This window comes from Nocardia sp. BSTN01, from assembly GCF_015354405.1.
GTDB lineage: Bacteria > Actinomycetota > Actinomycetes > Mycobacteriales > Mycobacteriaceae > Nocardia.
Window position 1 is genome coordinate 1 of the sequence record NZ_JADKYP010000021.1, and the last position, 25,001, is coordinate 25,001.

A 25,001-nucleotide genomic window follows, 5' to 3' on the forward strand; every position below is an offset into this window, starting at 1 on the left:
GCGAATCAGGCCGAAAACACCCTTAAATCCACAGTCCCGGTTGGGATGACCGTCCGCAGTGACACCCCTCAGGCCGCGATCACCGGGGAGGCCGTCGTGGCGGTGGTTTGCCACAGCGGGGCGATCGTGTCAGTCGATGAGATGGTGGGCTATCCAGAGTTAGGACCGGTTGCTGATTGGCGGCCGTCGGTTAGCGCGGGGGAAGGCCGTCGTGGAGGTACGCGACTTGGCCGGTTTGCCGGGCGTGGAGGGCGGCGTCGACTCGTTTCCATAGTGCTGTGTTGAGTCGTTGTTGTGCTTGGTTCGGTGAGCAGAGCTCATATGCGGTGAGTTCGGGGTCGTTGATGTGGAGGCTGGCGAGTTGTGTGTCGGTTAGTTCGATGCCGCCGAAGATGAACTTCAGCCAGTCGTCCCATTTGCTGTGTGGTGATACCCAGTCCACGCACAGCAGGTGTAGGTCGCTCGTTGGGAGGTCGAGGCCGAGTTCTTCGTGGAGTTCGCGTTGCGCTCCGATGTCGGGGGGTTCATTGGCTTTGACGTTTCCGCCGGGAAGGTCCCATCCGGGCTTGTAATTCGGGTCGACGAGCAGGATTTGACCGTGCTGGTCGAGGAGTAGTACATCGGCGCTGACAAGTTTGCGCGGAAGGGTGGCATTGCCTTCGGCGATGTGTGCCGCGTAAGCGTCGGGGTCGCGTTCGTACAGGGGCCGCTCCACGGCACTCATAACATCACCTTCTTGATTGAGGCTGCTACGCGACGGCGTCGCGCACATTGCTGAACTCGGGGCTGGTCATGTCATGGTGGTGAGACGGGTGGAAGTCTGGTTGATGACCATGGCGGGGATCCAGGTGCGGGCGCGGATGGTTTCGCGGAGGTGTTCGCCGAATGCGATCACGGTGGGGCTCGACCGGTAGGGCTTGAGGTGGCCGGCTAGATCGCTGAGATGGCGGACCAGGACGTGGGAGGCCATATCGGTGGTGTTGGCAATGACCTCGGTGGCCATCGTGCACGCCTGTTCGGGGTGACCCTGTTGGGCGAGGATCGTGGCTAGTGTGAGTTGGGCGAAGGCGCGGGCGCGGGCGCGTTCGGGTGGCCGGAGTTCAAGGACATGTTGAGCGTGTTCGGCGGCGCGGTGGAGTTGGCCGAGTTGTCTGGCGCAGCGGGCGGCTTCGGTTGCGAGGCTGGCGTTGTCGAATCGGCTCACCCACGGGGACAACGGATATGCGGTGGAGGAGTGGAGCGCGTCGGCGGCGCGGTCGAGCATGGCGTGCGTTTGTCGAGCTTCGCCGAGGGCGGCGAGTCCGCGGGCTTGCATCGCGAACAGGCGGGCTTTGAGTTCGGGGCTGCTGGGTGCTTTGGAGAGGGCGGATTCGGCGTCGTAGGCGTGGCGGATGGCGCTTTTAGGTTGCCCATTGTGGAGATCGATGTGGCTGAGACTCGCGAGAATGTGAACCGGCAGCTGCCGGTCGGGTCCGATCTTGGCGAGCTCGCGGGCTCGGGTGAACTGGCGGCGCGCTCGCTCGTCGTGGCCTGCGTCATGAGCCATCCAGCCGGCCATTTCGACCAAGCCCGCCGCGACGACGAACAGGGCAGGGTCGGCGTCGTCCTCGCCGAAGAACAGGCGGGGGGCGAGGTCGCTGGTCAGGTAATGGGTCAACTCGCTGTAGAGGTGGCCGCCGCCCATGGTGAGGTCGGCCGACCGCAGCGATTGCACGACCGCCATATCGCGGTGCTCGGCCGGAAGATGGGTGTCCAGGCGCAGCAGCCGATACGGTCCGGTCACGGGAGCGGGTGCACTGGTGCGTGGCGGTGCGGGCGCGGGATAGCTGTGGCCGGGCATCTGGAACCACAGCAGGTGGTAGGGGATGCCGAGCAGCTTGGCCCAGAACACGAGGCTGTCCATGTGCCGGATCGGCGGCCCGGTCTCGATGCGGCTGATGCGAACTTGGCTGATCCCCGCCCAGCGGGCCACGTCGGCCTGGCGCACGGCGGCGCCGTGGGCGGGGTGGCGGCGGTAGGCGGCGATGATGCGGCCCATATGCCGCTCGGCCAGTGCCTGTTTGATCGGCGGGTGGTCCCAGAACCCCGGCATCAGTGCGGGCGGCTCGATGAGGTGCTGGCGGGTATTGGAGGTGCAGGTGCCGCACAGGCGCGTGGTGTTGTCAGCGGCCAGCTCGCGTCGGCATCCACGACAGCTCAGCGGATGCCTGCCTGACGCTGGTTCCATAGCCTCTGCCCCCGGGATCGTGACGATCGCACCAACACTGCGATCTGCCGAGTGTAGGCAGAGCCAAGCGGTTCGAGCTGGAGTTATAACCCGACTCGCATACCGCATAACCATTTGGGCATACGCCGGCCGGCCGCGCGAGGTCAAAGTGAGGTCGATTCGAACTCGAAGGAGCGACAATGGATCTCGACCGATCGACCATGGTGTGCCCTCGGCGGTATCCCTTCGGCGCCGACCATCACACGTTGGATCTGGAACCCGACTACGGCGATTGCGGCTCGGTGGCACAGGTGGTTCTGCCTAGCGGTCTGACGGCGTGGTTGGTGATCGAGCACGCGTTGGTGCGGCAGGTACTGGCAGACCCGGTCTTCTCCCGGGAGCTGGCCAATCGGCCGGAGGTCGCGCGACTGTCCACGGAAGTGCTTCCGGCAGCAGCTATTCTGGCGACCGACCCACCGCGACACACACGGCTGCGGACCCTGATCGCGAGAATGTTCGCACCCGGGCAGGTCGACGCGACGGGCCCGCGTATCGCGGAACTGGCGGTGGACCTTCTCGAGGATCTGGTGGCTGCCGGGCCACCAGCGGACCTTCTGACCGGGTGGGTCGAGCCCTACGCGGCGGCGGTGGTGTGCGAGATATTCGATGTGCCAGCACATTTCCGCGAACAGGTTTTCACCCTTAGCGATGCGCTCACCGCGCGGGATGCCACACCGCAGGCCCTGGCGGCAGCACGCGCTGAGTGCGAGGACCTGGCGCGTGCGATGGCGGAGGAAAACCCGGGCGGGTTGTTCGGTCTACTCGGCGATTCGGCCGAGTTCGACGACGAGGTGATCAATTTGGTGATCGCGTGCCTGATCGGCGGGCGCGGATCACCGACGGTCTTTCTGTCGAGCGCAATCTTCGCTCTGTTGCGAGAGCGCCGGCACTACCAGCTGTTGGTGGATAGGCCCGAGGCGATACCTGCGGCAGTCGAGGAGCTGCTGCGGTTCGTGCCGGTCGGTGTCGGTGGCGGATTCACCCGAGTCGCCCGAGCGGATGTCCAGCTCGGGCCCGTGCTCGTGCGCGCCGGGGACGCGGTGATCCCGGCCATGCACGCCGCCGGACGCGATCCAGCGGTTTTCGACGACCCTGATCGACTGGTGCTCGACCGGGGGGCCAAGGTGGCTCATCTGGCGTTCGGGCACGGCCCGCACTACTGCGTAGGCGCGCACCTGGCTCGTCTGCAAGCCCGCATTGCCCTGCACACCTTGACCACTCGCCTGCCCGATCTGCGGCTGACCGACTCCGCCGAGCCCGTCAGCTGGCGGCACGGCCGCGTCGTGCGAGCACTGGAACGACTGGAGGTCACATGGACACCCGCCTGATCGTCGACCACCACCGCTGCACCGGCACCGGTGTGTGCGTATCGATCGCACCGCAGCACCTACGCCTGGTCGACGGCACCGCACACCCGGTCGAAGGAACCACACTGGGCCGCGACGACGCGCGAGCCGCCGCAGCCTGCTGCCCGAGCGAGGCACTCACGATCGACACGAACAATCCGGCGGTCTTCCGGGTGCCGGAGCCGATAGTCACGTTGGGACCGGCCGGAACCGACGCCCACGCCGAGGCCGACAAGCACTCCAGCACAGTGCGTCTGGTCGAGTCGTTCACCGACACAATGGCCTGCGCGGCAGCAGACCCCGGGGTACACGCCCTCGTCGCCGCCGGATACCTGGCCCTCGATGAAGCAGGCGTTGCCGTCGATTCGTGGACCGATCAGCACTTCACTCACTCGGGAGTGCTACGACTGGAGCGCTGCTGGGAAAGCCGCACCAAGCCCATGTGTTTCGCGATCCACCGCACCGTGCCACGGACATCGGTGCGGGCGGTCGCGACGCATCCGGCGACCCGGACGTTCGCCGCTCGCTACGCGCCCTCGGCGCGCCAGCTTTCCATGCGAGCCAAGCCGCTGGCCGCGCTCGCCGCCGCGCACCGGGACGTTGATGCGTGTATCGCCTCCACCGATATCGTCGCCCGGTTCCCGCAACTCGAGGTGGTCGACGAATTCCAGCCGACGATGGTGTGGCTGCTGTACCGAAAGGCGAGCGATGAGTGACCAGAGCGTCGTCGCGGTCCTCGGTGCCGGGATCATGGCCAACACGGTCGCGAACACCCTCGCCGCCAACGGGTTCGAGCTACGCCGCTACAACCGAACCACCAGCGCCATCGAGGGACCGGCGATCGTGTGCGCCTCCCCGGCGCAGGCCGCCGAGGACGCCACCGCGATATGGAGCTTCGTCCACGACGACACCGCGAGCCGGGCCGTATGGTTCGGTACCGACGGCGCACTCACCGCAGTCGAGCACGGGGCTGTGGTAATCGAAAGCTCGACGCTCTCTGCGGAATACGCGGACTACTGGATACGTACAGCGGACTCGCTCGCCGCCCGCCCGGTGCTGGCCCCGGTGACCGGCAGCCGCCCGGCCGCCGCGCACGGCACGCTCGTCGCCTTCGTCGCCGGTGCCCCCGACGCCATCGACGCGGCGAACCCGCTGCTGAGGATGCTCAGCCGCGACGTGATCCGGGTCGGAAGCGCCGCCGACGCGGCAAGACTGAAACTGGTGAACAACGCTTTGGCCGCGACCATCCTGACCGGACTGGCTGAAGCCCTCACCGCGGCAGCCGCACTCGGTCTGGACCGTGACCGGGTGGCGCAGGTGTGGAGACAATACGGCTGGGCCGCCCCGGTCGCCAACGCTTACACCTCGGCGATGCTATCGGGTGAGCATGAGTTGAGCGATTGCTCGTTGAAAGTGATCGCCAAGGATCTGGCCTACACCCTCGCGGGACTTGGTGCCGCGACCCCACCGGTGCTGGCCGCCGTCGCCGACCGCTTCCAACGAGCTCTCGCAGCGAACCTCGGCGACCTCGAGATGTCGGCGATCATCGAGACCTACAAGGCACTGTCATGACCACCGTCACCATCCGCGACTGGTTCACCCACACCGCCACCGTGCCGGCCGAGGCACGCTGCCAAGTCAACCAGCAACTCGCCGCCTACTCCGACACCGTGCAGGCCTGCGCGACAAGATATCTCGGCAAACAGGTCACCGTGTGCGTGTCCGGATCACTGGCCCGCGGCGAGCCCGCCGTGCGCCGCGAGCACAACAGATACCGGCTCGCCTCCGACGTCGATCTGGTCGCCATCATCGACACCACGGAAACCGCCGCGCAAGCCGAGAACTTCCGCAATAGCGTGCTGCGACACCATCCACAGATCGAGACCACGGTATTCGCCACCGGTCGCCGCGATCTGGCTCGCGTGGCGGGCAGGTTCGGTGCCGACCTGTACTCGGCAGCCACACGCCCTCTGGCCGGACCTGTTCCCGACCCGGCAGTGATGCCTCGGCTCGGCAAACGTGAAGGGCTGGAAGGAATAACGCATCAACTGGCGACGAGATACGACCCCGATAATTCCGGCGGGGACAACCCGTGGCGAGTGAAGACGGTGTTGGAGGCATTGCGCGCCGTGGCCGATCACCGCCCGGGGCCTCATCGCTTCAGCGACCTGCCTTCCGACCCTGCCGTGCGTGAGCGGCTGGACCCCGCCATCGTCGCGCAGCTGGTACGAGCTCGCGAGAACAGCACGGCCCTGCCGATCACCATCGCCGAGGCGTACCGCTGCGTGATTGCGTCGGCATGCTGGCTGTTCGGGGTACCGGCAACCCACCGCGACCTCATCGACGCCCTGCACACAATCGAGCAGGGGACCCACCTGCTCGACGGATTCCAGGCCGCCGTGCTGGCCGCAACCATCGTCCTCGACGGGCCGATCACCTACCGCCGCTCGGCGGCATCGGCGCTGCACGTCATCGCCACCGCGATCGACCCGAGCGCGCTCATCACCGCCCATGACTCGCTGCGGGCATTGACCGCGATCTCGCCCATCGACATCTGCCGCGGCCTCGAGCACCCCAATCACGTTCTGTGCCAGCACATACAGGGCCTGCGCCGCGACTACTACGCCTGGCTCGGCCCTCACAACTTCGGCACCCACCCCGTCGCCGAATACCGAGGCCCTGCCCTCGCGAACCTCGCGCCATCAACAAGGAGCGCCGATCATGGATGACTGGCCCGACTGGATCCATCAACTCCCTACCGTCGACATCTCGTTCCCCGGCGAAGGAAAGCTGCTGGCATGCAAGCACGGCCAGGTCGTGCTTTGGTCGTTCCCAACCGGGGCCCAGGTGCCCGTCCACTCCCATGGCCCGCAGCTCGGCTTCGTCGTCACAGGAAGCGTCGCTCTCACCCTCGATGACCAGGAATGCGTCATCGAGGCCGGCGGGCACTTCACGATCGGCGATCGAGTCTTACACGGCGCGACCGTGGCTCCGGGCACGCTCGTGGTCGAGATATTCGCCGAACACGACCGGCACACCGCCATCCCAACGACATGACGCCACGAGTTCTCCACGCCACGCGCGTCGTCACCGGTCTGGGCACCGTCCACGCCCCGGGAACGGTCGTCGTCGACGACAAGCACATCGCCTGGGTCGGTACACCCAACCAACTCCCCGACACCTGGACCACCAACAAGGCTCACCAAATTCACCTCCCGCAGGCGACACTGCTCCCCGGACTCATCGACGCGCACGTACACCTCGCCTTCGACCACAGCCCCGATCCGCGTCGGGCAGCCGTAAAGTTGAGCACCGCCGTGCAGCAACTGTTGCACGCCGGAATCACCACCGCCCGTGACCTCGGCGCACCCCATCACACCGACATCAGCGCGATAGCGGAAACCAGCGGGCCACGAATCCTGTCCGCCGGTGTGCCGCTCACCGTTCTGGGCGGTCACTGCGACGAATTCGGCGGCAGCGTCACGTCATCGGCAGACATCGACCGCGTCGTTTCCCGCAACGCCGAACGGGGCGCAGCCTGGATCAAGGTCATGGTCACCGGAGGCTTCACCTCGCGCGGCCACTGCTCACCGTATGCACCACAGTTCACCGACATCCAACTCGCGGACATCGTCGCCGCCGCGCGCGACCACGACCTGCCCGTGGCCGCTCACGCTCATGGCACAGCGGGGATCAGGCAAGCGGTCGACGCCGGGGTCGACAGTGTCGAACACTGCACCTGGATGACCGAGAATGGCTTTCATCTGGATCACGGCATCGTCAACGCGATTGCGGAGCAACGAATCCTGGTGTGCCCCACCATCAACCACCTCGCTCGCCAGGCGAGCGGGCGACTTCCGTGGCCGGTGCGCCGAGCCCATCTGGACATCATGCTCAGCGCCGGTGTACGCATCGTGCCCGGCAGCGACTCCGGAATCCCGCACACGCCCCATCACATGTATGGGCACTCGCTACCTGCCTATACCGATCTCGGCTTCTCGCCGGCCGAGGTCGTCGACCTCGCTACCCGCCGAGCCGCTGAAGCGCTCCGAGTCAGCCACCTCACCGGTACGCTCACCGCCGGACGGGCCGCCGATCTCATCGCCGTTCCCGGCGACCCCACCCGAGAGCTCCACGTGCTGACCACACCGATCCTGGTAATGACCAGCGGACACATCCATTACTTGGACACCAACGCCGAGGAGGAAACCCCGCGATGAGCGGACCCACCCTGTCATCGGAATACGCCTCTCCCACACCGCTGCAGGTACGCATCGAAACCCACGCCCGCTACAGCGAACACCCCGATGACCCAGTCGCTGCCGTGACCTCGGTGCTCGACCTCAGCGGTGACGAATCAGTGGCCGATATCGGATGTGGCGACGGACGATTCCTTGCTCACCTCGCCCAATCCGGTCACTGCGGTCGCCTGATCGGCGTCGACACCTCCCCGGCCATGGTCGAAGCTGCTCGAAAGATCCCGGGCGTGGAGGCCCTACCAGGTGACGCCGAGCGTCTGCCGTTCGCCGACCGCTCGATATGCCGAACCACCGCCCGCCACATGCTCTACCACGTTCCTCATCCGGTGAAGGCCCTGCGCGAATTCCGCCGCATCACCCGCGACGGCGGCATGGTCGCCGTCGCCGTCAACCACCCGCAAACCTGCGCCCGCACACGAGAACTCGTCACCAGACGCGCCCACGAGTACGGCCTGGTCCCGGTCGAAGAACTCGCCAACACCGTGAACTCCGACGCCCTCCCGGAGATGATGGCGACGGTGTTCCCGGACGTGCAGGTCCACCGGTTCGACAACGCCCTGGTCTTCGACCGTCCCGAACCGCTGATCCGGCTGGCCGAAGCGGTGTTCAGCTTCTGCGGCATCAGCGCCGACAATCCGCACCGGCCCGACATCCTCGCCGCGGTCACCACCGATATCGCCGATTGGTTCACCGCGCACCCCGGCCAGGTATGGCGTGACCCCAAGGGCTACATCATCGCCACCGCTACGGTTGAATAACCCGCTCTCCGAGGAGGATCGAACCCGTGAAGTTGCTCGTCACCGGCGGCGCCGGATACATCGGCTCCGTTGTCGCCCACGACCTCGTCAACGCCGGACACGACGTCGAGATCATCGACAACCTTTCCACCGGACACGCGTCGAACCTGCCACCACAAGCCATCTTCCATCAGCGTTCGATCCACGACGTCGCCGAAATTCTCACCCCGCAAGCCGGATTCGACGGTGTGTTGCACTTCGCCGCTTCGATCGAAGTCGCCGAGTCGGTGCGCAACCCCGACAAGTACTGGCACAACAACATCGAAGGCACACTCGCGCTTCTGCGAGCGATACGCGCGGCAGCCGTACCGCGGCTGATCTTCTCCAGCACCGGGAGCATGTACGTGGGCAACGGCGAGACCGCCTTCGACGAGCACGCGGAGGTCAAACCCCGTAACCCGTATGCGGCCACCAAAGCCTTCATCGATCAGATGATCACCGGGGAATGCGGTGCCTCCGCCGCGCTCGGTGCCGCGTCGCTGCGCTACTTCAATGCGGCCGGGGCCGTGTTCACCGACTCGGGAGTGCACCTGGGGGAACGACACGACCCGGAGTCACACCTGATCCCGATCCTGCTGCAAGCCGCAGGCGGGCAACGCGAATCGTTCACGATGTTCGGTACCGATTATCCGACCAGCGACGGCACAGCGGTCCGCGACTACATCCACGTCAGCGACCTGTCCTCAGCACACCTGCTGGCACTGGAGGCGGTCCAGCCCGGCCGCCACGACATCTACAACCTCGGCAACGGCAACGGATACACCAACGCCGAAGTGCTGCGCACTGTCAAAGAAGTCACGGGCATCGACTTCCCTGTCACCCACGTCGGACGTCGCCCAGGCGACCCTGCCGTATGCATTGCATCCAGCGACCTGGCTCACCGCGAGTTGGGATGGAAGCCCCAACGGCCGCAACTGGATGCGATTATCAGCGACGCGTGGGGCTTCCACCAGTTTCTCGATAACATCGCCCAATGACCAGCGGCATGGCTTGCGGCGCAACGTATACGAGTAGACCAGGCTCGACTGCGCCACAGGCGGTGGCGAGATCCACAAGGCCGCTCCATGCCGCGAGCCTACGCGCTAGTTCCGCAACTCCCGCGTCAAACGAACACCAGAGGAAGCGGCGGCGGAACTGGTCCCGGTCCGACGAGCCCAGCAAGTAGGGTTCGGCAGCAAGCACCGCTGAGGCTGTCGGTGGTTGCTTCTATCGTTGGGCGCATGACCGATATCGCCCCACTGGCGGCATCCACACGCGCCGTGTTCGGCGATCCTGGTGTGCACGCCGTCGTCAGAGCCGGTCGCACTGTACACGCGGTCGTTCTCGGGCAGTGGGTCGGCGATGAGCAGGCACCGGAACTGCTGTGCCACACGGGGGTATCTGGATGGTCGCCAACCGTCCTGGAGGCTATGCGCGCGGACGTCACCTGCGCGCTGCTTGGTCAAGTCCAAATGCGTGGTGTATCGGGGTGATTGCCGCGTGATCCTGGTTGGTCAGGCGGTCAGTGCTGGAGTGGTGGTGTCCTCCTGTTCGTCGGTGAGGCCGCGGGATCGGGTGAGGACGTCCAGGCCGAGGTAGCGGCGGCCTTCGATCCATTCATCGTGTTGCTCGGCCAGGACGGCCCCGACGAGGCGGATGATGGCTTGCCGGTCGGGAAAGATCCCGACAACGTCTGTGCGCCTGCGGATTTCCTTGTTCAACCGCTCCTGAGGATTGTTCGACCAGATCTGGCGCCAGATCTGCCTGGGGAACGCGGTGAACGACAGCAGATCCGCGCGTGCCGCATCGAGGTGAGCAGCCACCTTCGGAAGCTTCTCACCCAATGCGTCGAGCACCCGATCATATTGGGCACCAACTGATTCAGCGTCTGCTTGGTCGAACACCGAATGCAGCAAAGTCCGCACCCACGGCCACGACGATTTCGGGGTGATCGACATCAGATTCACCGTGTAATGCGTCCTGCATCGTTGCCAGGCCGCGCCGGGCAGCGTGGCGCCGATCGCGGCGACCAGCCCGGCGTGTGCGTCGGAGGTCACCAGGCTGACGCCGGACAGGCCGCGCGCGACCAGGTCACGGAAGAACACCAGCCAGCCCGCGCCGTCCTCACCGGAGGTGACCTGGATTCCGAGGATCTCTCGATATCCGTCGGCGTTGACGCCGGTGGCGACCAGTGCGTGCACGTTGACCACGCGCCCGTTCTCACGCACTTTCAGCACCAGCGCGTCGGCGGCGACGAACGTGTAAGGGCCTTGATCCAGTGGCCGGGTGCGGAACGCTTCGACCTGGGCGTCGAGCTCGGCGGCCATGACCGAGACCTGTGATTTGGAAAGCTTTGTCACACCCAATGATTCGACCAGCTTCTCCATCCGGCGGGTGGACACCCCGAGCAGATAGCAGGTGGCCACCACGCTGGTGAGGGCTCGTTCGGCGCGTTTGCGACGCTCGAGCAGCCAATCCGGGAAATAGCTTCCCGAACGCAGCTTCGGGATCGCGACGTCGACGGTGCCGACACGGGTGTCGAAATCGCGGTGGCGGTAGCCATTTCGGGAGTTGACGCGGTCGTCGGAGCGTTCGCCGTAGCCGGCACCGCACATCGAGTCGGCTTCATTGCTCATCAGGGATTGAATGAAGGTGGACATCATCTCGCGCAGCAGGTCCGGGCTCGCGACGGCGAGTTGGTCCGACAGCATCTTGGACGGGTCGATAGGCTGGACAGAGGTCATCGCGTGAACTTTCTTTCCTTCAAGTGACTTGGTCTTTTGAAGGAATCTCAATGACTGTTGTCAAGTGGCGACGGCCGCTCCGACCGGGGCTGGGAGTCTGTGGACGAAGTGCCGGCCATCGCGCAACAGTGCCCAGAGGACGTCGACCAACCGCCGGGCGAGTGCAAGCAGCGCCTGGGTATGAACCCGTCGCTCAGATCTTTTGCGCTGATAGAACTCTCGTGACGGCCCCTCGACCTTGAGGCTCGACAGTGCCGCCATGAAGAACACGCGCCGCAGTCGTCGGTTGTATCGCTTGGGCCGGTGTAGATTGCCACTGATGCGGCCGGAGTCTCGCGGCACCGGCACCAGCCCCGCATAGGAGGCCAGTCGGCCTGCGGTGCCGAACGCAGCCAGGTCAGCGCCGGTAGCTACCAGGAACTCGGTCCCTAGATGTGGCCCCATGCCGGGCAGCGACTCGATGATCGAGGCGTGTGGATGTTCCCGAAATCGAGCGGTGATTTGCTTGTCGAGGTCCTTGATCTCACGATCGAGGTCGAGCAGCTTACGCGCTAGCCGCTTGATCAAGGCCGCCGTCGCGGGCTCACCAGGCACCGCCACGTACTGCTCGCTGGCGGCGGCAACTGCTCGTGCGGCGAGATTATCGATACCTTTAGACCACGCCCCGTTGGTCACCAGATGCGCTGTCACACCATCGATTCCAGCCCTCCGAACTTCGTTCGGGGTGACCACACCGCTGACCAGGATCAACGGCGAGCGTGTCGAGTAGTCGAACGCGGCCTCCAGAGCCGGGAAGATCGCTGCGAGCATGCTGCGGAGTTGGTTGACCCGCGGACCCAGTCGGCCATCAGGTCACCTCGATAGCTCGACAACTGCGTCAACTCCGCGATCAATTCATCCGGCGAGGTCACCGGCTGCAGATCTTCGCGCATGCGGGCGGTGTCGGCGATGACACGTGCGTCCTTGGCATCAGTCTTGCCCTCGCCGCGGAATACGCCGGTCATGGCCGATACCGTCCGACCAGGGACGTAGGCCACCGATTGCCCAGCATCGAGCAGAACCGTGATCAGCAAGGCTGCCAGCGGGCTGACCAGATCGATCGCCCACCGCAGCTCGACACCGGTTCGGCGTGCACGCTCGATGACCGCTTCGATATCTCGCTGATCGTTGCCGACCCTGCCTGACCAGCACACCTTTCCGATCTCATCGACTATGCACGCATGATGGCTCGCCTTGCCGACATCTATTCCGATCCAAATTCTTTGGCGCAGAGCCACTCTCACACTCCCGATCACGCAGACCGAGCCCGTGGACAACCCCGCCATCAGGTCCCTAGTCAGCGACGATCCGCATCAGATCTCAATCAGTGGCCGGAGCGTCCAGTCCGGTGGGGCAGCCATTCCTTCAGAGCCTCGACAACGACATCACGCAGGTCAGCTACACCCCACCGTTCTGGGCATCCGGAACCCGTTGCTCCGGACAGTCATAACCCTAGGGATCACGCGGTGACCACCCCCTATCCGGCTACGACACGCCCGCACTTTGCTGACGTCCGGTCGTACACCATCCTGCTGGACTCAACCCGCTGCCGCTTACGCAAACTCGGCGGCCCACATCCTGCGCAGCAGCGGCAATTGCACCTGTTCGGTGACAGCAGCCCTGACCGATAACGGGGCAGATCCCGGTCAGCGGTCGGGCCCTGTCAGCATCTCGGTGTTCGACGGCTACCCAACCGATTGGGGCTTCGAATCACACGCGACGTCCAGGGCGGGGCCGGATCTCGATTACCGTTTGGCTCTGCCGCTGGATTCGCCGGATCGAGAATTTCTTGGTCGCAGCAATCAGCGCGATGTCGGCTTTATATCCCCAGCGCTCGCATGCCCAGGTTTGGTCGGCCTTCATACAGGCTGCGGTGATGTCGGTCATTCTGGACCAACCGTTGGCGCGTGCGGTTGCGGCCGCCGCGTTGTACAGCAGATTCATCAGCTTCTGGTCGGCCAGCAGCTCGTCTCGGCTGTGTTTGTCGTTGGCGGCCAGCAGTACTCGCCGATCGATGCTGCGCTGAGGGTTGATCGAGTGCGGGTCTGCCAACTCTCGCGCCATCAGCGCAGCGACCCGGCATGCGGCCACATCGTCGTGGTCGCGTGCACACTTGGCCCCTCGCGTGAGCAGGTCGCTGGCGTGAAGCCAGATCGCTTTGCAGCCGACCGCGGCGATGCGTGCCTGAATCACCACCAGCTCGACGAACTCGCCGTGGGTGAGCGGATCACTCAACTGTCCCGGGTACAGCTGGGTCGCCATATTCAGCGGTGCCAGCATCGTTACCCGCTCGTCCTGGACGGTCAGCTCCGGCAGCGACGGCGCGGTCTCGAGCCACGCCAGCGCCACCTCGAGCTCGTCCCGCAGCCGGCCCAGACCGTTGGGGCCGGGCCAGAACCGCGCGGGGTCGGTATCGAGCAGGGTCTCCTCGAGCAGTCGATCCGCGGCCGTGGTCAGATCCAACGACTCGTAGGTGATCTTCAGTACCGTCGGAGTATCTGTGGCATCCGTCGTCGTGAGCCGCGCTACTTCGGTGTGCAACACATCCAGCAGGGTCGGGGCTGGGCTGGCCGACTCGGTACTGTCAGGGCGCGAGCCGTGTTCACTGGTGCCGGGGTTGGCGTGTCGCAGAGCCTCGGTGTAGCGCAAATTCTCCCGCATCGTGAGTTCCCGTGCCCGCCGCTTGCGTCGTGAGCTGCCGTTCTTCGGCATCATCATCCGTTCCGGCGAAGGCTCCCACGCCGCCCCGCCATCACGAATCGTGCCGATACGAAAAAGGGGGTCAACTCGCGGGTCCCGGGTAGGACCTTGGCCACGTCACCGGCCGGCGTGGGCGGGGCGACTCGGGCGAGGAGCGTGCGCGTCCAGCTCCACGCCGAGCATAACCGTCGTCAACCGATCCCCGCATCACCTAGCCTCTGGCGCGATTGGGGGTCGCATCAATGGAATTCGGGGCCGTCGCCGTCGCGGCCGGAATCGAACTCTGGCGCTGGTGGCTCGAAGCGTGACCATGTGTCTGATCCGTCCGCGAGTCGGGTGCGCTGTGCGTCTTCGGTGGCTGACTGTTCCGGGGTGAGGTGTGCGCGGCGTGTGAGTTCTGCTTGGAGTTCGGTGAGTTCTTCTGCTAGCCAGTGAGTATCGAGTGGGTTGGTGGCGTCGGAGGTACCGGGCGCGGGCCCGTACATGGTGGCCTCGTCGTCGGCGAGGTGGATGCGGAGTTCGACAGTGCGGACAGAGTCGCGCAGTGCCGCGTCGGTCAGCAGGTGAATCGGGTTGGTTGGATCGAAGCCGCTGCGGAGGTTCGGGTCTTCGGTGGCGGTTGAGGGTGTGTGGACGGCGCGGGCGAAGGTTTCGATGGTGGCGCGGTCGGCGGGGTTTGTGGTGTGCCGCCATGTTTTCCGTAGCAGCGACAGCGCGGCTGCCGGGCTGTGGTGGGTGGTGATGAAGGTGCAGCGGGCGTTCATGTGGTCGACCGGGTTGTGGTCGGGGATGCCGGGTCGGTTGTCGTCGCGGCAGGTACTGCACAGTCCGTCGTCGCAGTGGTTGTCGGGCGGGAGGGGAGTGTCGAGCAGGGCGCGTTCGAGTCCACAGGACAAGCAGGGTAGGCCGTGGTGGTCGGCGACTGCGTAACGGTCGTAGTCGACGGTGTAGCCGGTGCCGGCCAGAAAACTGGCGGCTTCGGCGCGTTCTGGTGTCGCGCGGGCGGGTTGGTGGCGGGTGGTGCCGGTGCCTTCGGGGACGGGGAGATGTGCGGGGTCGACATCGAGATCGGCGAAGGATCGTGTGTAGGCGTCGAAGGCGTCGCGGCCACGGTCGGGTCGGGGCGGGCGTCGGCGTGTTTGGTCGGTCCATTCGCGGTGATCGCGGGCGGCGGTGCGCGGGTCGTGGGTGGGGCGGGTGGTGTCGATGGGTTGATAGAGGTGGGGATCGGTGGTGGGGATCGCGGCGAGGATGAAGGCGCGGTGGTCGGGGTAGTGGTCGGCGGCCCAGCGCAGGCGGGCGACCGCGACGGGATAGGCGCGGGTGGACAGGGTTGTGATGACTCGTCGCAGCAGGTCGCGGTCGGTGTCGTGCAGGTGTGCGGTGAGGCGGGTGAAGGCGTGTCGGGCGTCGTCGAGACGGCCGGTGGACACCAGTTCGCCGATGGCGCCGACGATGGCGGCCGGTGCGGGATCGGCGTTTTCCCGGACTGGGCGGGCGGTGGGGTTCTCGTCGGGTTCGGATGGTTTTGGTGCCATGGTCGCGTCGGTTTCGGTTGTCGGTGTCGTGTTTTCGGTGGGGTGATGGGTGAGTATTTCGACGCGCCAGGCCAATGCGATGGCGAGTTGATCGGCGCGCGGTGGTGTCGTGTTGTCGTCGGTGGCGGTGAGTAAAAGTTCGTGGGCGGTGGCGATGAGATCGTGGGGTGTCCAGCCGGAAGGGGCGGTGTCGATCGCGGCGACCAGCCGCGGCCATGCCGGGTCGTTGATGACGTGTTCGGCGGCTTCAGGGCCGAGGATGTCGTGCAGATGCGGGGTCCAGTCGGGGCGCAGAAGGTGTCCGGTGGGGATGGTGAGTGCGGCGGGATCGAGGCGCAGGCGGGACCAGAGTGCGGCCGCGGGCATGTCGTCGGGTAGCGGACGCGGAGTGGCGGCGTCGGTGAGCAGCGTGTCGATGTCGAGTCCGGCCGCGGCTGCGGTGTCGAGGTGGGCGGCGAGGACGGGCCACCAGGGGTCGCTGGTGATGCGGGTGTCGAGTCGTTTGGCCAGAGGCTCCCAGGTGTGGGTGGCGGTGTGCAGATCGCCGAGCGCATCGGTCACCCGAGTGTTCAGTCTGGCTTGGTGGTCGCGTTCGCGGGTGGGGAAGCGCGCGGGTCCGGTGGGGCGCAGGTCGGTGTCGGGGACATGGTGGGCGGCGCGCCACACCGCCAGCTCGGCGATCAAGTTCTGGTTGCCGAGCAGGGGCCGCGCCCAGACCGGCGCGGTGGCAGCGACCCAGGTGCGGGCGTCGGTGGTGATCTGGGTGGTGAGGTCGGCGACGATGCGTCGGCGTGCGTGTAGTTGGCCGGCGATGGCTGGGTCGGATAGCCGCTGGGGCAGGCCGTGCAGCCAGGGCAGGGGTCCGGTGCCGGTGGAGTGGGCGCCGCTGGTGTCGAGGCGCCAATCCAGCACGGCGGCCGGATCGTTCGCGGTGTCGAGTTCGCGGTCGTCGATGGCCTCGCATAGGGCGGTGGCAGGATCGTGCCCGGCGAGGGCGAGGATGGCCAGGTGCTGGCGCAGGGTGGGGTAGGCGGGTGCGTCGGTGAGGCCGGGCAGCAGCGTTTCGGCGTCGTGGTCGATCTGGGTGAGGGCGTCGGGGCCCAAGGCGTGTTCGGTGGCGACGCCGACGGCGTCGAGGTAGATGTCGACGGCGCGGCCGAGCCGACGATAGGGGTCGAGGGCGTCGCGTAGGGCGGTGTGGGCGCTGGTGGGTGTGGCCTCGCGGGCGAGGATGTCCTGTAGAACTTCGACGGCGGTGTGGGGGAGGACGGCGGATTCGGTCCAGAAGGAGGCTTCGCTGCCGTCGATGGTGGTCGGGACGTAGAGGTGGTTGGAGTGGATTCCGCGGGTGACCGCGACGTAGAGTTGGTTGCGTGATTCGGTGCCGGTGAGCACGGTGTGGCAGGTGTCGGCGGTGGTTCCCTGCGCGGAATCGATCGTCATCGCGTAACCCAGTCGCACGTGCAGGCCGACGTATGAAGCGGGAAGGACCGTGGTGGCGCCGGTCGTGTTTCCGGGGCGCAGGTGGGTGACGGTGAGAGTGCCGTCGGGGTGGACGGTGTCGATCCGCCACCGGTAGCCGTTGCGTACCCAGTCGCGCTCGCCGACCGGCAGGCCGCGGTTGTTGCGGCGGGTGCACACGATGTCACCCGCCGACGCGGACAATCCGTCTGCCAACAACGTTGTCGCTGGCGTGGTTTCGGTGGTGCGGGCGAGACGGTCAGCGCGGGCACGGTCGTTGAGGTCGGTGACGATGTCGTGAGTTGGGGCGAGCATGATCGCGTCGCGTCCGGCGTGCTGGTCGGCGAACCAGGCGCCGTAGGCTTTGTCGGCGACGGCGGCGGCGCTGCCGGAATGGATGCGCCGATGGTCGAGGTAGAAGCCGAGACCTGAGGGATCGCCGTCGCGTAGTGCCAGGCCCACGGTGGCTTCGGCGGTGTCGGCGAAGCGCACCACGTGGGTCAAAGTGATCGCGTCGGGGGTGTGGGCGAAGTCGATTCCGGCGCCGCCGGCGTCGATGGCGGGCAGTTGTTTGTCGTCGCCGACACAGCGGATGGTAGCGCCGCAGGCGGTGAGGAATTCGAACAACTGCAGCCGTTTTCGATCCGATAGTTTGATGTGTTCGTCGATGATCACCAACGTTCGGTCGTCGATTTGTGTCACCCATCGCGGCACCGCCGCGGGAAAATCCCGGCTCGCAGGCTCAATACCCTGCCCGGACAATGGCCGGTGCTGGTTGAGGATGTGTAACAGCCGGTCGACAGTTTCGACGCGGACCCGCGTGGCTTCGGCGAGGACCGCGGCGGGTGCGGCCTCGGGCGCCAGGCCCAAAACCGTGCCGCCGGAGGCGCACCAGGCGTCGACGAGAACGCGCATGGCGGTGGTTTTCCCGGTGCCGGCAGGGGCGGAGGCGACCGCGATGCGGGCGGGGGAGATGGCGAAGCGGGTGACCATCGCTGTCTGGCCGGCGTTGAGTTTCTTGCCTTGATTCGCGGGATCGGTGTTGTAGTCATCGATCGCGGCGGCCACGAAACTCTCATCGATCGTGCGTGCACCGGGCTGCACCGACAGCTCTGCGAGGCGGTATTCGATGTCGAGTTGGTGGGCGGAGGTGTAGGTCTGGCTGCCGGAGCGGGTGTAGACGCTGGCGCCGTCGCGGCGCTGGAACGGCTCAGGAACGGTGGCGAGATCGGGTTCGGCGGCGATCTCGGGGTCCCCGCGAGCGAGGGAATTTCGGGGTGAGAGTGCTTCGCCGACAACGGAATCGACGATGGACGCCCACGTGTCGCGGTCGGTGAGGGCACGGGTGCGGCGTTCGGTTTCGGCGCGGATGTGGTGGTGCTGCCACACCGACCGCTGCGCCGACACCACCTCCACGACCTCGCCGGCGATGTCCGCGATGCGATCCTCATCGACCACCGGCGAAGGTGCCGGCGCCCGGTTCAGCGTGGTGGCGACGACCTGATCGAGCGCGTGATGGTCGCCGAGGACGGTGACGGCTTGGGCACGCCAGTCGCGGCGTTGTTCGGCCCATGACCGGGACAGGTGTTTGGCTGGACGGGTCTGCAAGGTGGCGACTTGCGCGAGATTCCACACTTCCACTGGTGTGGGTTCGCGCCCGATCTGCTGGTGGAAGTCGACGGTCAGCTCTCCCAGCCGGTTCCTGATGGCGGCGTCGCGGCGCGACCAGTACCGGATCAGCGTCGGGGGGATGCCATCGATTTCGCGGATGGGGCGTTTGCTCGGGTTCGTGCCGGGATGTTCGGTGAACTCGACGCCGAGGTCGGCGCGCAGGTGGTGTTCGAGGCGGGTGTTGTAGATCTCGCTGATCGTCACGTTCAGCCGGTAGATCACAGCCGCGTCCAGGGTTCGCCACCTGCCATCGGCTCCGCGTACGCGGTTGGCGATCAGCACGTGGGTGTGCAAATCGGGATCCCCGCAGCGGGATTCGCGGTGGACGAACCGTGCTGCGACGATGCCGTCGACATCGAGTTGACGCACTCCGTTGCGGCCCGCCCGGGTGAAGATCCCGTGTTCTTGCAGCCAACCGAGTGCGTCGTCGACGGCGGCATCGTGGGCGCTGGCGACGCGCTCGGAGACCTCGATAGGGGCGATGGCCCACAGCGCGGAGACGCTTTTGACGGGAGAGAACGTGATGTCGAAGCCGGCGACCGCCGCTGATTTCGGGCGCGAAATCTTGGCGACGAACCCGGACAACTCACGGTCATCCAAGGGCGGTCGCTCGTAGTGTTCAATGAACATTTCCGTCGCGACGTCGGTGCGAATCCGCGCGCGAGCCTCGTCGGGAATCGCCGCGCGAGCGTCGACTCCGGCAGCGATATTGTGCGCGGAAAACGCCACGCCGCAGCGTTTGCGGAACTCGTTGTCACCGGAATAGGTCCTATACGGATTGCCCAACCGTGTCGCTCGCTGCGCCATTTCCCCCGCGGCTTTGAGGCTGGTTCCTTTCACAGTCTCGGCGGTGATGATGCGGGCGGTGATCGTTTCCGTGTCGGGGTGGCGGCCTTGCCCGAACAGTGCCCGCATCTGTGCTTCGGTGACTTCGTCACCGGGTGAGAGGTTCAGGGCGGCAAGTCCGTTGCCCCACCATGTACCGGGTCGTTCCCCGTGGGCGGAGTAGTAGTCCGACAGGCTTCCGGGGCCGCGGTCGGTAGCATCGGCGGCGGCGACCTGACGAAGGTAGTAGCGGTAGCTGTCGCCGGCGAGAATTTTGTGGAGCGTCGCGGTCACCTTTCCATCACATGCCCAATGCATCCAATATTTCCAGGTTTGGAAGGGAGGTAGTTTGTATCAAAACGCGCCATTTTCCCAGGTTGTAAGGAAATTCTCAGCTTCCGAAATGCATGAGGTGTGCGGGGGGGTGGGTGAATGTGGGGGTGAGGGGTTATGGGGTTATGGGGTTATGGGTGTGAGTGGAATAGGTGGTGTTGTGGGTGAGTGAGTGTGGGGTGAGTGGGTGAGAGTGAATGTGGAGAGTGCTGGGGCCTGCGAGCTGGCTGTCGCAGGCCCCACGGCGACGCAGCGAGCACGACAGCGCCGCGGTCGCGCGGCGCAGCGGGTCAGTCGCGCGGGCGCTTGTCGTCGCCCGGCGTACGGGTGCCGGGGACGGTCATGAGCGGGTGGCCGGAGAGCGCGAAGCCGATGAGCAGTCCGACGACGAAGATGAGCAGGTCGTGTACGAGAAACTCCTTGCAGGAGAGGATGAGTGGTGGCCGGTCCGTCGCAGGAGGGGTGTCACCGCGACGGACCGGGGATCGAGACTCGCGCGTTTTAGGCGGCGACGGTCTGGCGTGTGGGTGGGGTGACGAGGCCGAGCCAGACGCGGCATTCGGTGCAGAACCCGTCGTCGTGGATGGCGCGGATGCGGGTGCACCCTTCGCAGCGGGCCTGGCGCTGCCCGGCACCGGTCACCGGGCCACGACGGCGACGGGTCACAGGCTTGGCCTGTGCCGCACCGGTTTCGACGTCGGCCTTCGAGTCGGCGGCCTGCTCGATGTGTTCAGGCTGGGGAAGGTGTTCGTCGATGATGGCGGTCAGCCAGCGCGGCGCGCGGCGGCGGGTCTCAGCGAGCAGGGCGGTCGCGGCACCCGGATAGCTGGTGGCCAGGAACCGGCAGTACGTGCGGGTGAGATCGGTGGCGGTGAACCCAGCGGGGAGCTCGGGCAGGCGCGGGGTGCGGTCGTCGCTGCGGCAGGAGTCGCACAACCCGTCGTCGCTACGCCGCCGTCCACCCACGGAGTGGATGAGGCGCTGGTCGCGGGTGGAGCGTTCGATGAAGCAGGCGACGCAGCGCCACCCCGAGATCGGGGTCATGGCTTCGCGGGTGTAGTCGACGCTGTCGCCGTGGAACGGCAACTCGGGCCGAAGGTCTCCGCGCACACCGGTGCGAGCGTCGGCGTAGGCGAGCGCGTTGTCGTGGGAGACGCGGCGACTGTGTTCGGCGGCCGCGGCGTCGTGGGTGTGCTGTTCGGCAACGTGGTGGACGAACTCGAGGTCCCACCGCGCCTGCACATCCTCGTCGCTACGCTGCTGCGCGCCCTGCACCCGCAGCGACGCGGAGGGTGCGGGTTCGGCGAGCAGGCCGAGGTCGCGGAACCGCTGTTCGGTGGCGCGGGTGCGGGCGATCTCTCGGGCCATGGTGTCGCGGTGCAGGTCCTCGGCGATGTAGCCGGTGACCACGTCGGGCTCGATGGGCGCGGGTCGGCGCTTGCCGCGCGCGCGGACACGCGCGGTGATCTGCTCGGGTGTCATGCGGGACTTGTCGGTTGCCCGTGAGGGTGCGAGGTAGACGCGGGCAGGTGGGTTGCGCCACAACCGGATCGAGGTCGGTGCGGTCTCGGCGGCAGTGAGTGGGGCGTAGTCGCGGAAGGCTTCCTCGTCGACGCTGCTCCCGTTGGCGCGGGCACGCTGTTCCAGGATCGCGATCCGCTCCTCCCGCTCGCGCACGTAGAGGCCGGGGTCGGTGTCGGGCAGCAACCGCGCCAGCAACTCGCGTTTCGGTTCGTGGTAGCGGAACGCGGCTTCCAGGCGCAGCAGCGCGGTGCGGAACGGGTAGAGGGTGAAGGTGTCGACCATGGCGTCGAGCACCTCGCGCTCACCGGGGGTGGTGTGGGTGAGTGCGGTGGTGAAGGTGCGGCGGGCGGCGCGGCGGTCGCTGGTGATGCTGTAGTCGAGGTGGGCGATGGCATCGAGGAAGGTGCTGGTTTCGGTCACGAGAGTTCGTCCTGTCGTCGAAGAGGGGATGTGCGAGCACCCGCCGGGACCGTCACGGCCCCGATCGAACACGCGGGTGTCGGGCCGGTCGTGGTGACCAGCCGAGGGCGCAAGAACCGGGGCGGGAGGCGACACGCGGGGCAGGGGCGGAACGCGCCGGGGCGTGCGCGCACGAATTCCCGCGCACACCACCGAAACCGGTGATGGAGATTAGGGTCGGCGCGCCGAGGAATTCGTGGGCGCCGGGCGCGGGCCGTCACGCGCGGCGCCGCCCGCCCCGGTAGCCCTCGGACGGCTGGTCGCCGCGACCGGCCAGTCGCCCGCCCCGCAACGCAACTCACCCCGCCCGGAACCGGGAGAGGGTTCCGGACGCGGTGAGTCGGCACGAGCAGGGTGGAGCGAGGTGATGAAGCTCAGAATGGAGGCGCGTCGTCTCCGAAACCTGCGGCGGCCCCAGCCATCACCGGCTCCCGCCACGGATCCTCACCACGGGACGGGGAAGTCGCAGGCTGACCGAATCCCGTGCTGGTGTCCACGGCGGGGCCGCCGAACCCGTCGCGGTGCGCGGTCACGGCGCGGTCGGTGCGCGGCCCGCCGGATGTGCCGGCGGAGATTCGGGTGACCTTCGCGGTGGCGTAGCGCAACGAGGGGCCGATCTCGTCGACGTCGAGTTCGACGACGGTGCGTTTGTCGCCCTCTCGGGTGGTGAACGAGCGCTGCTTGAGTCTGCCCGTGACGATGACACGCGCTCCCCGCGAGAGGGATTCGGCGAGGTTCTCCGCTGCCTGTCGCCACAGGTTGCAGCGCAGGAACAACGGATCGCCGTCTTTCCACTCCCCGGCGGTGCGGTCGAAGTACCGCGGTGTGGAGGCGACGGTGAAGTTGGCCACCGCCGCGCCGGCTGGAGTGAACCGGAGCTCTGGCGAGTCTGTCAGGTTTCCTGTCACGGTCAGGACGGTGTCACCGGCCATGGGCGTTCTCCTCAATCATCAGCAACGGGGATCGGATGGAATACGAGACCGGCCCTGCCGGGGCGTGGCAGGACCGGGGTACGGCAGGTGTGGTTATTTGTCGATGGGGATGTCGTGGAAGTCGATGTCGCCGGCGGCGGCCTGTTCGACGTCGACCAACGCGAAATCGTCGTCGGCAGTGGCGATGTCGGCGAGCAGGTGCAAATACCGGGTGGTGGTCTGCGACCGTGTGCGCCACAGGCTCTTGTCCAGGGTGACCTCCCGGTTGGCCAGCACCATGCCCAGTGCGAGCACCCACGCCCGGTTGGTCGACGCGGCACCGATCACCTTCACCAGTTCCTCGGTCGAGGACCCGACCCCGAGCAGCTTGGTCATCAACTGGAGAGCGCCTGGCGCGAGATTCCGCGCCAGGTACTCGGCCACGAAATGCGCGGCCTGCACCGGCGGCTTGCTCCGCTGGATATACTTCGTCAGGAATTCCTCGCGCCGCTCGGCCGCGGCGACACCCCGCTTGTTCAGCTCCCGCACCCGGCGGCGGGCCAACCGTGCTTCTTCCCGCGCCGCCGCAGCGCGTTCGGCGGCGGCCAGCGCCTCCTGCGGGTCAGCGGCCTGCGGAACAGGACGCTGTAGTCCGGTGGTGTCGAGCTGGTCGGCGGGCAGGTAGTAGGCCGGGATCCAGCGATCACGCCAGGCGAGCCCGTCCGCGCGGCGCAACCCGTCGCCGGGTTCGGTGTCGCGGTCGTGCTGGGTGTCCCAGTCGACGGTGTCGGGATCGACGAGCGTGCCGGTGGCGGTATCGACCAGCTCCCCGTTTTCCTCGACATCGACCCACACCACCCACCGCGCCGGATCGGCGTAGACGTCGGTGTCGGTGACCGGTTCGCCGTCGGCGCGGGTGAGGTCGGTGGCGGGTAGGTAGGCGTCGTCGGGGCCGGGTTCGTCGGTGAGGATCCCGAATCCGTAGGCGCCGTAGGGCAGTGACGCGTGGAGGCGGCGGCGGGTTTCGTCGCGATCGGCGGCGATCGCCTTGGCCGTGTAGCTGAAGTTGTAGCGGGAGGTCGTCGTCAGCTTCTCGACGGCGTCGGCGTCGCCGAGGTTGTCGTAGTCGGCGATGACGGCGAGCTGATCGAGGCTGTACTGGCCGGCATCGGCCAGCTCGCGTCCTGTCGCCGAACGGCCGACCGCGGCGAGCTTGCGCACTTCCGCGCGTTTGGTCTGTTGCAGTCCTTTCGCCACCCGTGTCGGGGAGGCACCCAGATCGAGCATGAGCGCGACCCCGGCGGCGTAGTCGGCCTGGGTCAACGGGATCCGACGCTCGTTGAGATTGATCTGCGCCATCGTGCGGTCGATACGACGCTGCTTGACATCGACGTCGACGGGTGCATCGGTGATCCACACCGGAACCCGGGCAAGGCCGACGGCCTGGGCGATCAACACCCGCACCTGACCATCGAGCACGTGCACCGACCCGTCGGGTTCGCGTTCGGCCAGCACCGGAGCGCCGACACCGAACTCGCGGATCGAGTCGGCCTGTTTCGGATGCTCGGCGACGTCGAAGCCGGTGCGCACATTCTCCGCGATCACCAACTCCCGCGGATCCATATACGCCGCGGTCGCATTCGGCGGAACCTCCAGCTCCGCCTCGCCGGCGGGGTGCGGGTCGCGCTCATTCTCGGCGGACTCGGCACTGGTGGCGGATTCCGCACCGGTGGCATCACCGATGGGGGTGGCCGAGGCGGCGGCGGGTTCGATGTCGGGCACGACGGTGAGAGTGGTGGGGCTCAAAGGAGACCTCCTATGAGATGACGATCGGCGCGGCCGCGCCGATATGAATAGCGGTGGGGCCGCGCCGATCTGGACGGTGAAGCGGAACAGAGGTGGGTCAGGCGGCTGCCTGGCTCGACGCGCGGGTGACGTTGATCGGGTGCAGCCGCAGCACGCCGTGCTCGTCGTCGAGGTAGGCCCAGTGGCGGCCACGCCACCCGGCGTGCTCGGCGCGCCAGCGGTCGGCGACGGCGGGATCCATCTCGGTGAGGGTGGCGCTCGTGCCCGCGGCGCCGCGGTGTTCGAGGCGATCGAATTGCGCGCGGGACAGGGTGGGGACAGAGTTCGCGGACGGCATGAACGG

Annotated in this window: 18 protein-coding genes and 1 pseudogene; 9 read left to right on the plus strand and 10 right to left on the minus strand. The window is 66.7% G+C overall.

What is annotated here, in order from left to right; translation table 11 throughout:
• Nucleotides 1–190: 190 nt before the first annotated feature.
• Both IRT45_RS18405 and IRT45_RS18410 read right to left on the minus strand, forming a co-directional pair.
• On the minus strand, nucleotides 191–724 hold the full coding sequence (locus IRT45_RS18405) for an NUDIX hydrolase (protein ID WP_194807087.1): 534 nt from the start codon (nucleotides 722–724) through the stop codon (nucleotides 191–193).
• A 66-nt stretch (nucleotides 725–790) separates the two neighbouring features.
• Entirely contained in the window at nucleotides 791–2,227 is a 1,437-nt protein-coding gene (locus IRT45_RS18410; protein WP_194807088.1) for a helix-turn-helix transcriptional regulator, read from the minus strand.
• A gap of 179 nt (nucleotides 2,228–2,406) precedes the next feature.
• Between IRT45_RS18410 and IRT45_RS18415 the strand changes: the two genes are divergently transcribed.
• The 9 genes from IRT45_RS18415 to IRT45_RS18455 all read left to right on the plus strand — a co-directional run bounded on the left by IRT45_RS18415 (nucleotide 2,407) and on the right by IRT45_RS18455 (nucleotide 10,140).
• Nucleotides 2,407–3,594 carry a cytochrome P450 gene (locus tag IRT45_RS18415; protein ID WP_228534566.1) on the plus strand — a complete coding sequence of 396 codons (1,188 nt, stop codon included), beginning with the start codon at nucleotides 2,407–2,409 and terminating at the stop codon, nucleotides 3,592–3,594.
• Entirely contained in the window at nucleotides 3,579–4,328 is a 750-nt protein-coding gene (locus IRT45_RS18420) for a ferredoxin (protein WP_194807089.1), read from the plus strand. The genes IRT45_RS18415 and IRT45_RS18420 overlap by 16 nt, the downstream gene beginning before the upstream one ends.
• Nucleotides 4,321–5,184, plus strand: a complete 864-nt coding sequence (locus IRT45_RS18425; protein ID WP_194807090.1) for an NAD(P)-dependent oxidoreductase — start codon at nucleotides 4,321–4,323, stop codon at nucleotides 5,182–5,184. Before IRT45_RS18420 ends, IRT45_RS18425 begins: the two co-directional genes overlap by 8 nt.
• Nucleotides 5,181–6,341: a hypothetical protein gene (locus tag IRT45_RS18430; RefSeq protein WP_194807091.1), complete on the plus strand. Its 1,161-nt coding sequence runs from the start codon at nucleotides 5,181–5,183 to the stop codon at nucleotides 6,339–6,341. The genes IRT45_RS18425 and IRT45_RS18430 overlap by 4 nt, the downstream gene beginning before the upstream one ends.
• Complete coding sequence (locus IRT45_RS18435; RefSeq protein ID WP_194807092.1) at nucleotides 6,334–6,669, plus strand: cupin domain-containing protein; 336 nt, start codon at nucleotides 6,334–6,336, stop codon at nucleotides 6,667–6,669. The genes IRT45_RS18430 and IRT45_RS18435 overlap by 8 nt, the downstream gene beginning before the upstream one ends.
• A complete protein-coding gene (locus IRT45_RS18440) occupies nucleotides 6,666–7,832 on the plus strand; it encodes an amidohydrolase family protein (RefSeq protein WP_194807093.1) in 1,167 nt (388 codons plus the stop codon). The genes IRT45_RS18435 and IRT45_RS18440 overlap by 4 nt, the downstream gene beginning before the upstream one ends.
• Entirely contained in the window at nucleotides 7,829–8,629 is an 801-nt protein-coding gene (locus IRT45_RS18445) for a class I SAM-dependent methyltransferase (RefSeq protein WP_194807094.1), read from the plus strand. The genes IRT45_RS18440 and IRT45_RS18445 overlap by 4 nt, the downstream gene beginning before the upstream one ends.
• Before the next feature lie 26 nt (nucleotides 8,630–8,655).
• Complete coding sequence (gene galE, locus IRT45_RS18450) at nucleotides 8,656–9,645, plus strand: UDP-glucose 4-epimerase GalE (RefSeq protein WP_194807095.1); 990 nt, start codon at nucleotides 8,656–8,658, stop codon at nucleotides 9,643–9,645.
• A gap of 243 nt (nucleotides 9,646–9,888) precedes the next feature.
• Nucleotides 9,889–10,140: a hypothetical protein gene (locus IRT45_RS18455; RefSeq protein WP_194807096.1), complete on the plus strand. Its 252-nt coding sequence runs from the start codon at nucleotides 9,889–9,891 to the stop codon at nucleotides 10,138–10,140.
• A gap of 21 nt (nucleotides 10,141–10,161) precedes the next feature.
• Here the strand turns inward: IRT45_RS18455 and IRT45_RS18460 are convergent, their stop codons facing one another.
• The 8 genes and pseudogenes from IRT45_RS18460 to IRT45_RS18495 form a co-directional block, all read right to left on the minus strand.
• Entirely contained in the window at nucleotides 10,162–11,391 is a 1,230-nt protein-coding gene (locus tag IRT45_RS18460) for an IS256 family transposase (protein WP_194807097.1), read from the minus strand.
• Nucleotides 11,392–11,451: 60 nt separating this feature from the next.
• Nucleotides 11,452–12,668 (minus strand): annotated as a pseudogene (locus IRT45_RS18465) (IS110 family transposase).
• A gap of 472 nt (nucleotides 12,669–13,140) precedes the next feature.
• Nucleotides 13,141–14,091: a hypothetical protein gene (locus IRT45_RS18470; protein ID WP_194807098.1), complete on the minus strand. Its 951-nt coding sequence runs from the start codon at nucleotides 14,089–14,091 to the stop codon at nucleotides 13,141–13,143.
• 278 nt (nucleotides 14,092–14,369) lie between these two features.
• On the minus strand, nucleotides 14,370–19,919 hold the full coding sequence (gene mobF, locus IRT45_RS18475; protein ID WP_194807099.1) for a MobF family relaxase: 5,550 nt from the start codon (nucleotides 19,917–19,919) through the stop codon (nucleotides 14,370–14,372).
• A gap of 540 nt (nucleotides 19,920–20,459) precedes the next feature.
• Nucleotides 20,460–21,902, minus strand: a complete 1,443-nt coding sequence (locus IRT45_RS18480) for a hypothetical protein (protein WP_194807100.1) — start codon at nucleotides 21,900–21,902, stop codon at nucleotides 20,460–20,462.
• A gap of 413 nt (nucleotides 21,903–22,315) precedes the next feature.
• Entirely contained in the window at nucleotides 22,316–22,873 is a 558-nt protein-coding gene (locus IRT45_RS18485) for a single-stranded DNA-binding protein (RefSeq protein WP_194807101.1), read from the minus strand.
• Nucleotides 22,874–22,966: 93 nt separating this feature from the next.
• Nucleotides 22,967–24,658: a ParB/RepB/Spo0J family partition protein gene (locus IRT45_RS18490; protein ID WP_194807102.1), complete on the minus strand. Its 1,692-nt coding sequence runs from the start codon at nucleotides 24,656–24,658 to the stop codon at nucleotides 22,967–22,969.
• Between the two features lie 97 nt (nucleotides 24,659–24,755).
• A complete protein-coding gene (locus IRT45_RS18495; RefSeq protein WP_194807103.1) occupies nucleotides 24,756–24,995 on the minus strand; it encodes a hypothetical protein in 240 nt (79 codons plus the stop codon).
• Nucleotides 24,996–25,001: the final 6 nt, after the last annotated feature.

Coding starts and splice junctions, on each gene's coding strand:
- IRT45_RS18420 (WP_194807089.1), top strand. CDS start 3,579: ATGGACACCCGCCTGATCGTCGACCACCACCGCTGCACCGGCACCGGT.
- IRT45_RS18430 (WP_194807091.1), top strand. CDS start 5,181: ATGACCACCGTCACCATCCGCGACTGGTTCACCCACACCGCCACCGTG.
- IRT45_RS18495 (WP_194807103.1), bottom strand. CDS start 24,995: ATGCCGTCCGCGAACTCTGTCCCCACCCTGTCCCGCGCGCAATTCGAT.
- IRT45_RS18455 (WP_194807096.1), top strand. CDS start 9,889: ATGACCGATATCGCCCCACTGGCGGCATCCACACGCGCCGTGTTCGGC.
- IRT45_RS18470 (WP_194807098.1), bottom strand. CDS start 14,091: ATGCGGGAGAATTTGCGCTACACCGAGGCTCTGCGACACGCCAACCCC.
- IRT45_RS18440 (WP_194807093.1), top strand. CDS start 6,666: ATGACGCCACGAGTTCTCCACGCCACGCGCGTCGTCACCGGTCTGGGC.
- IRT45_RS18445 (WP_194807094.1), top strand. CDS start 7,829: ATGAGCGGACCCACCCTGTCATCGGAATACGCCTCTCCCACACCGCTG.
- IRT45_RS18405 (WP_194807087.1), bottom strand. CDS start 724: ATGAGTGCCGTGGAGCGGCCCCTGTACGAACGCGACCCCGACGCTTAC.
- IRT45_RS18425 (WP_194807090.1), top strand. CDS start 4,321: ATGAGTGACCAGAGCGTCGTCGCGGTCCTCGGTGCCGGGATCATGGCC.
- IRT45_RS18435 (WP_194807092.1), top strand. CDS start 6,334: ATGGATGACTGGCCCGACTGGATCCATCAACTCCCTACCGTCGACATC.
- IRT45_RS18485 (WP_194807101.1), bottom strand. CDS start 22,873: ATGGCCGGTGACACCGTCCTGACCGTGACAGGAAACCTGACAGACTCG.
- IRT45_RS18410 (WP_194807088.1), bottom strand. CDS start 2,227: ATGGAACCAGCGTCAGGCAGGCATCCGCTGAGCTGTCGTGGATGCCGA.
- IRT45_RS18415 (WP_228534566.1), top strand. CDS start 2,407: ATGGATCTCGACCGATCGACCATGGTGTGCCCTCGGCGGTATCCCTTC.
- IRT45_RS18460 (WP_194807097.1), bottom strand. CDS start 11,391: ATGACCTCTGTCCAGCCTATCGACCCGTCCAAGATGCTGTCGGACCAA.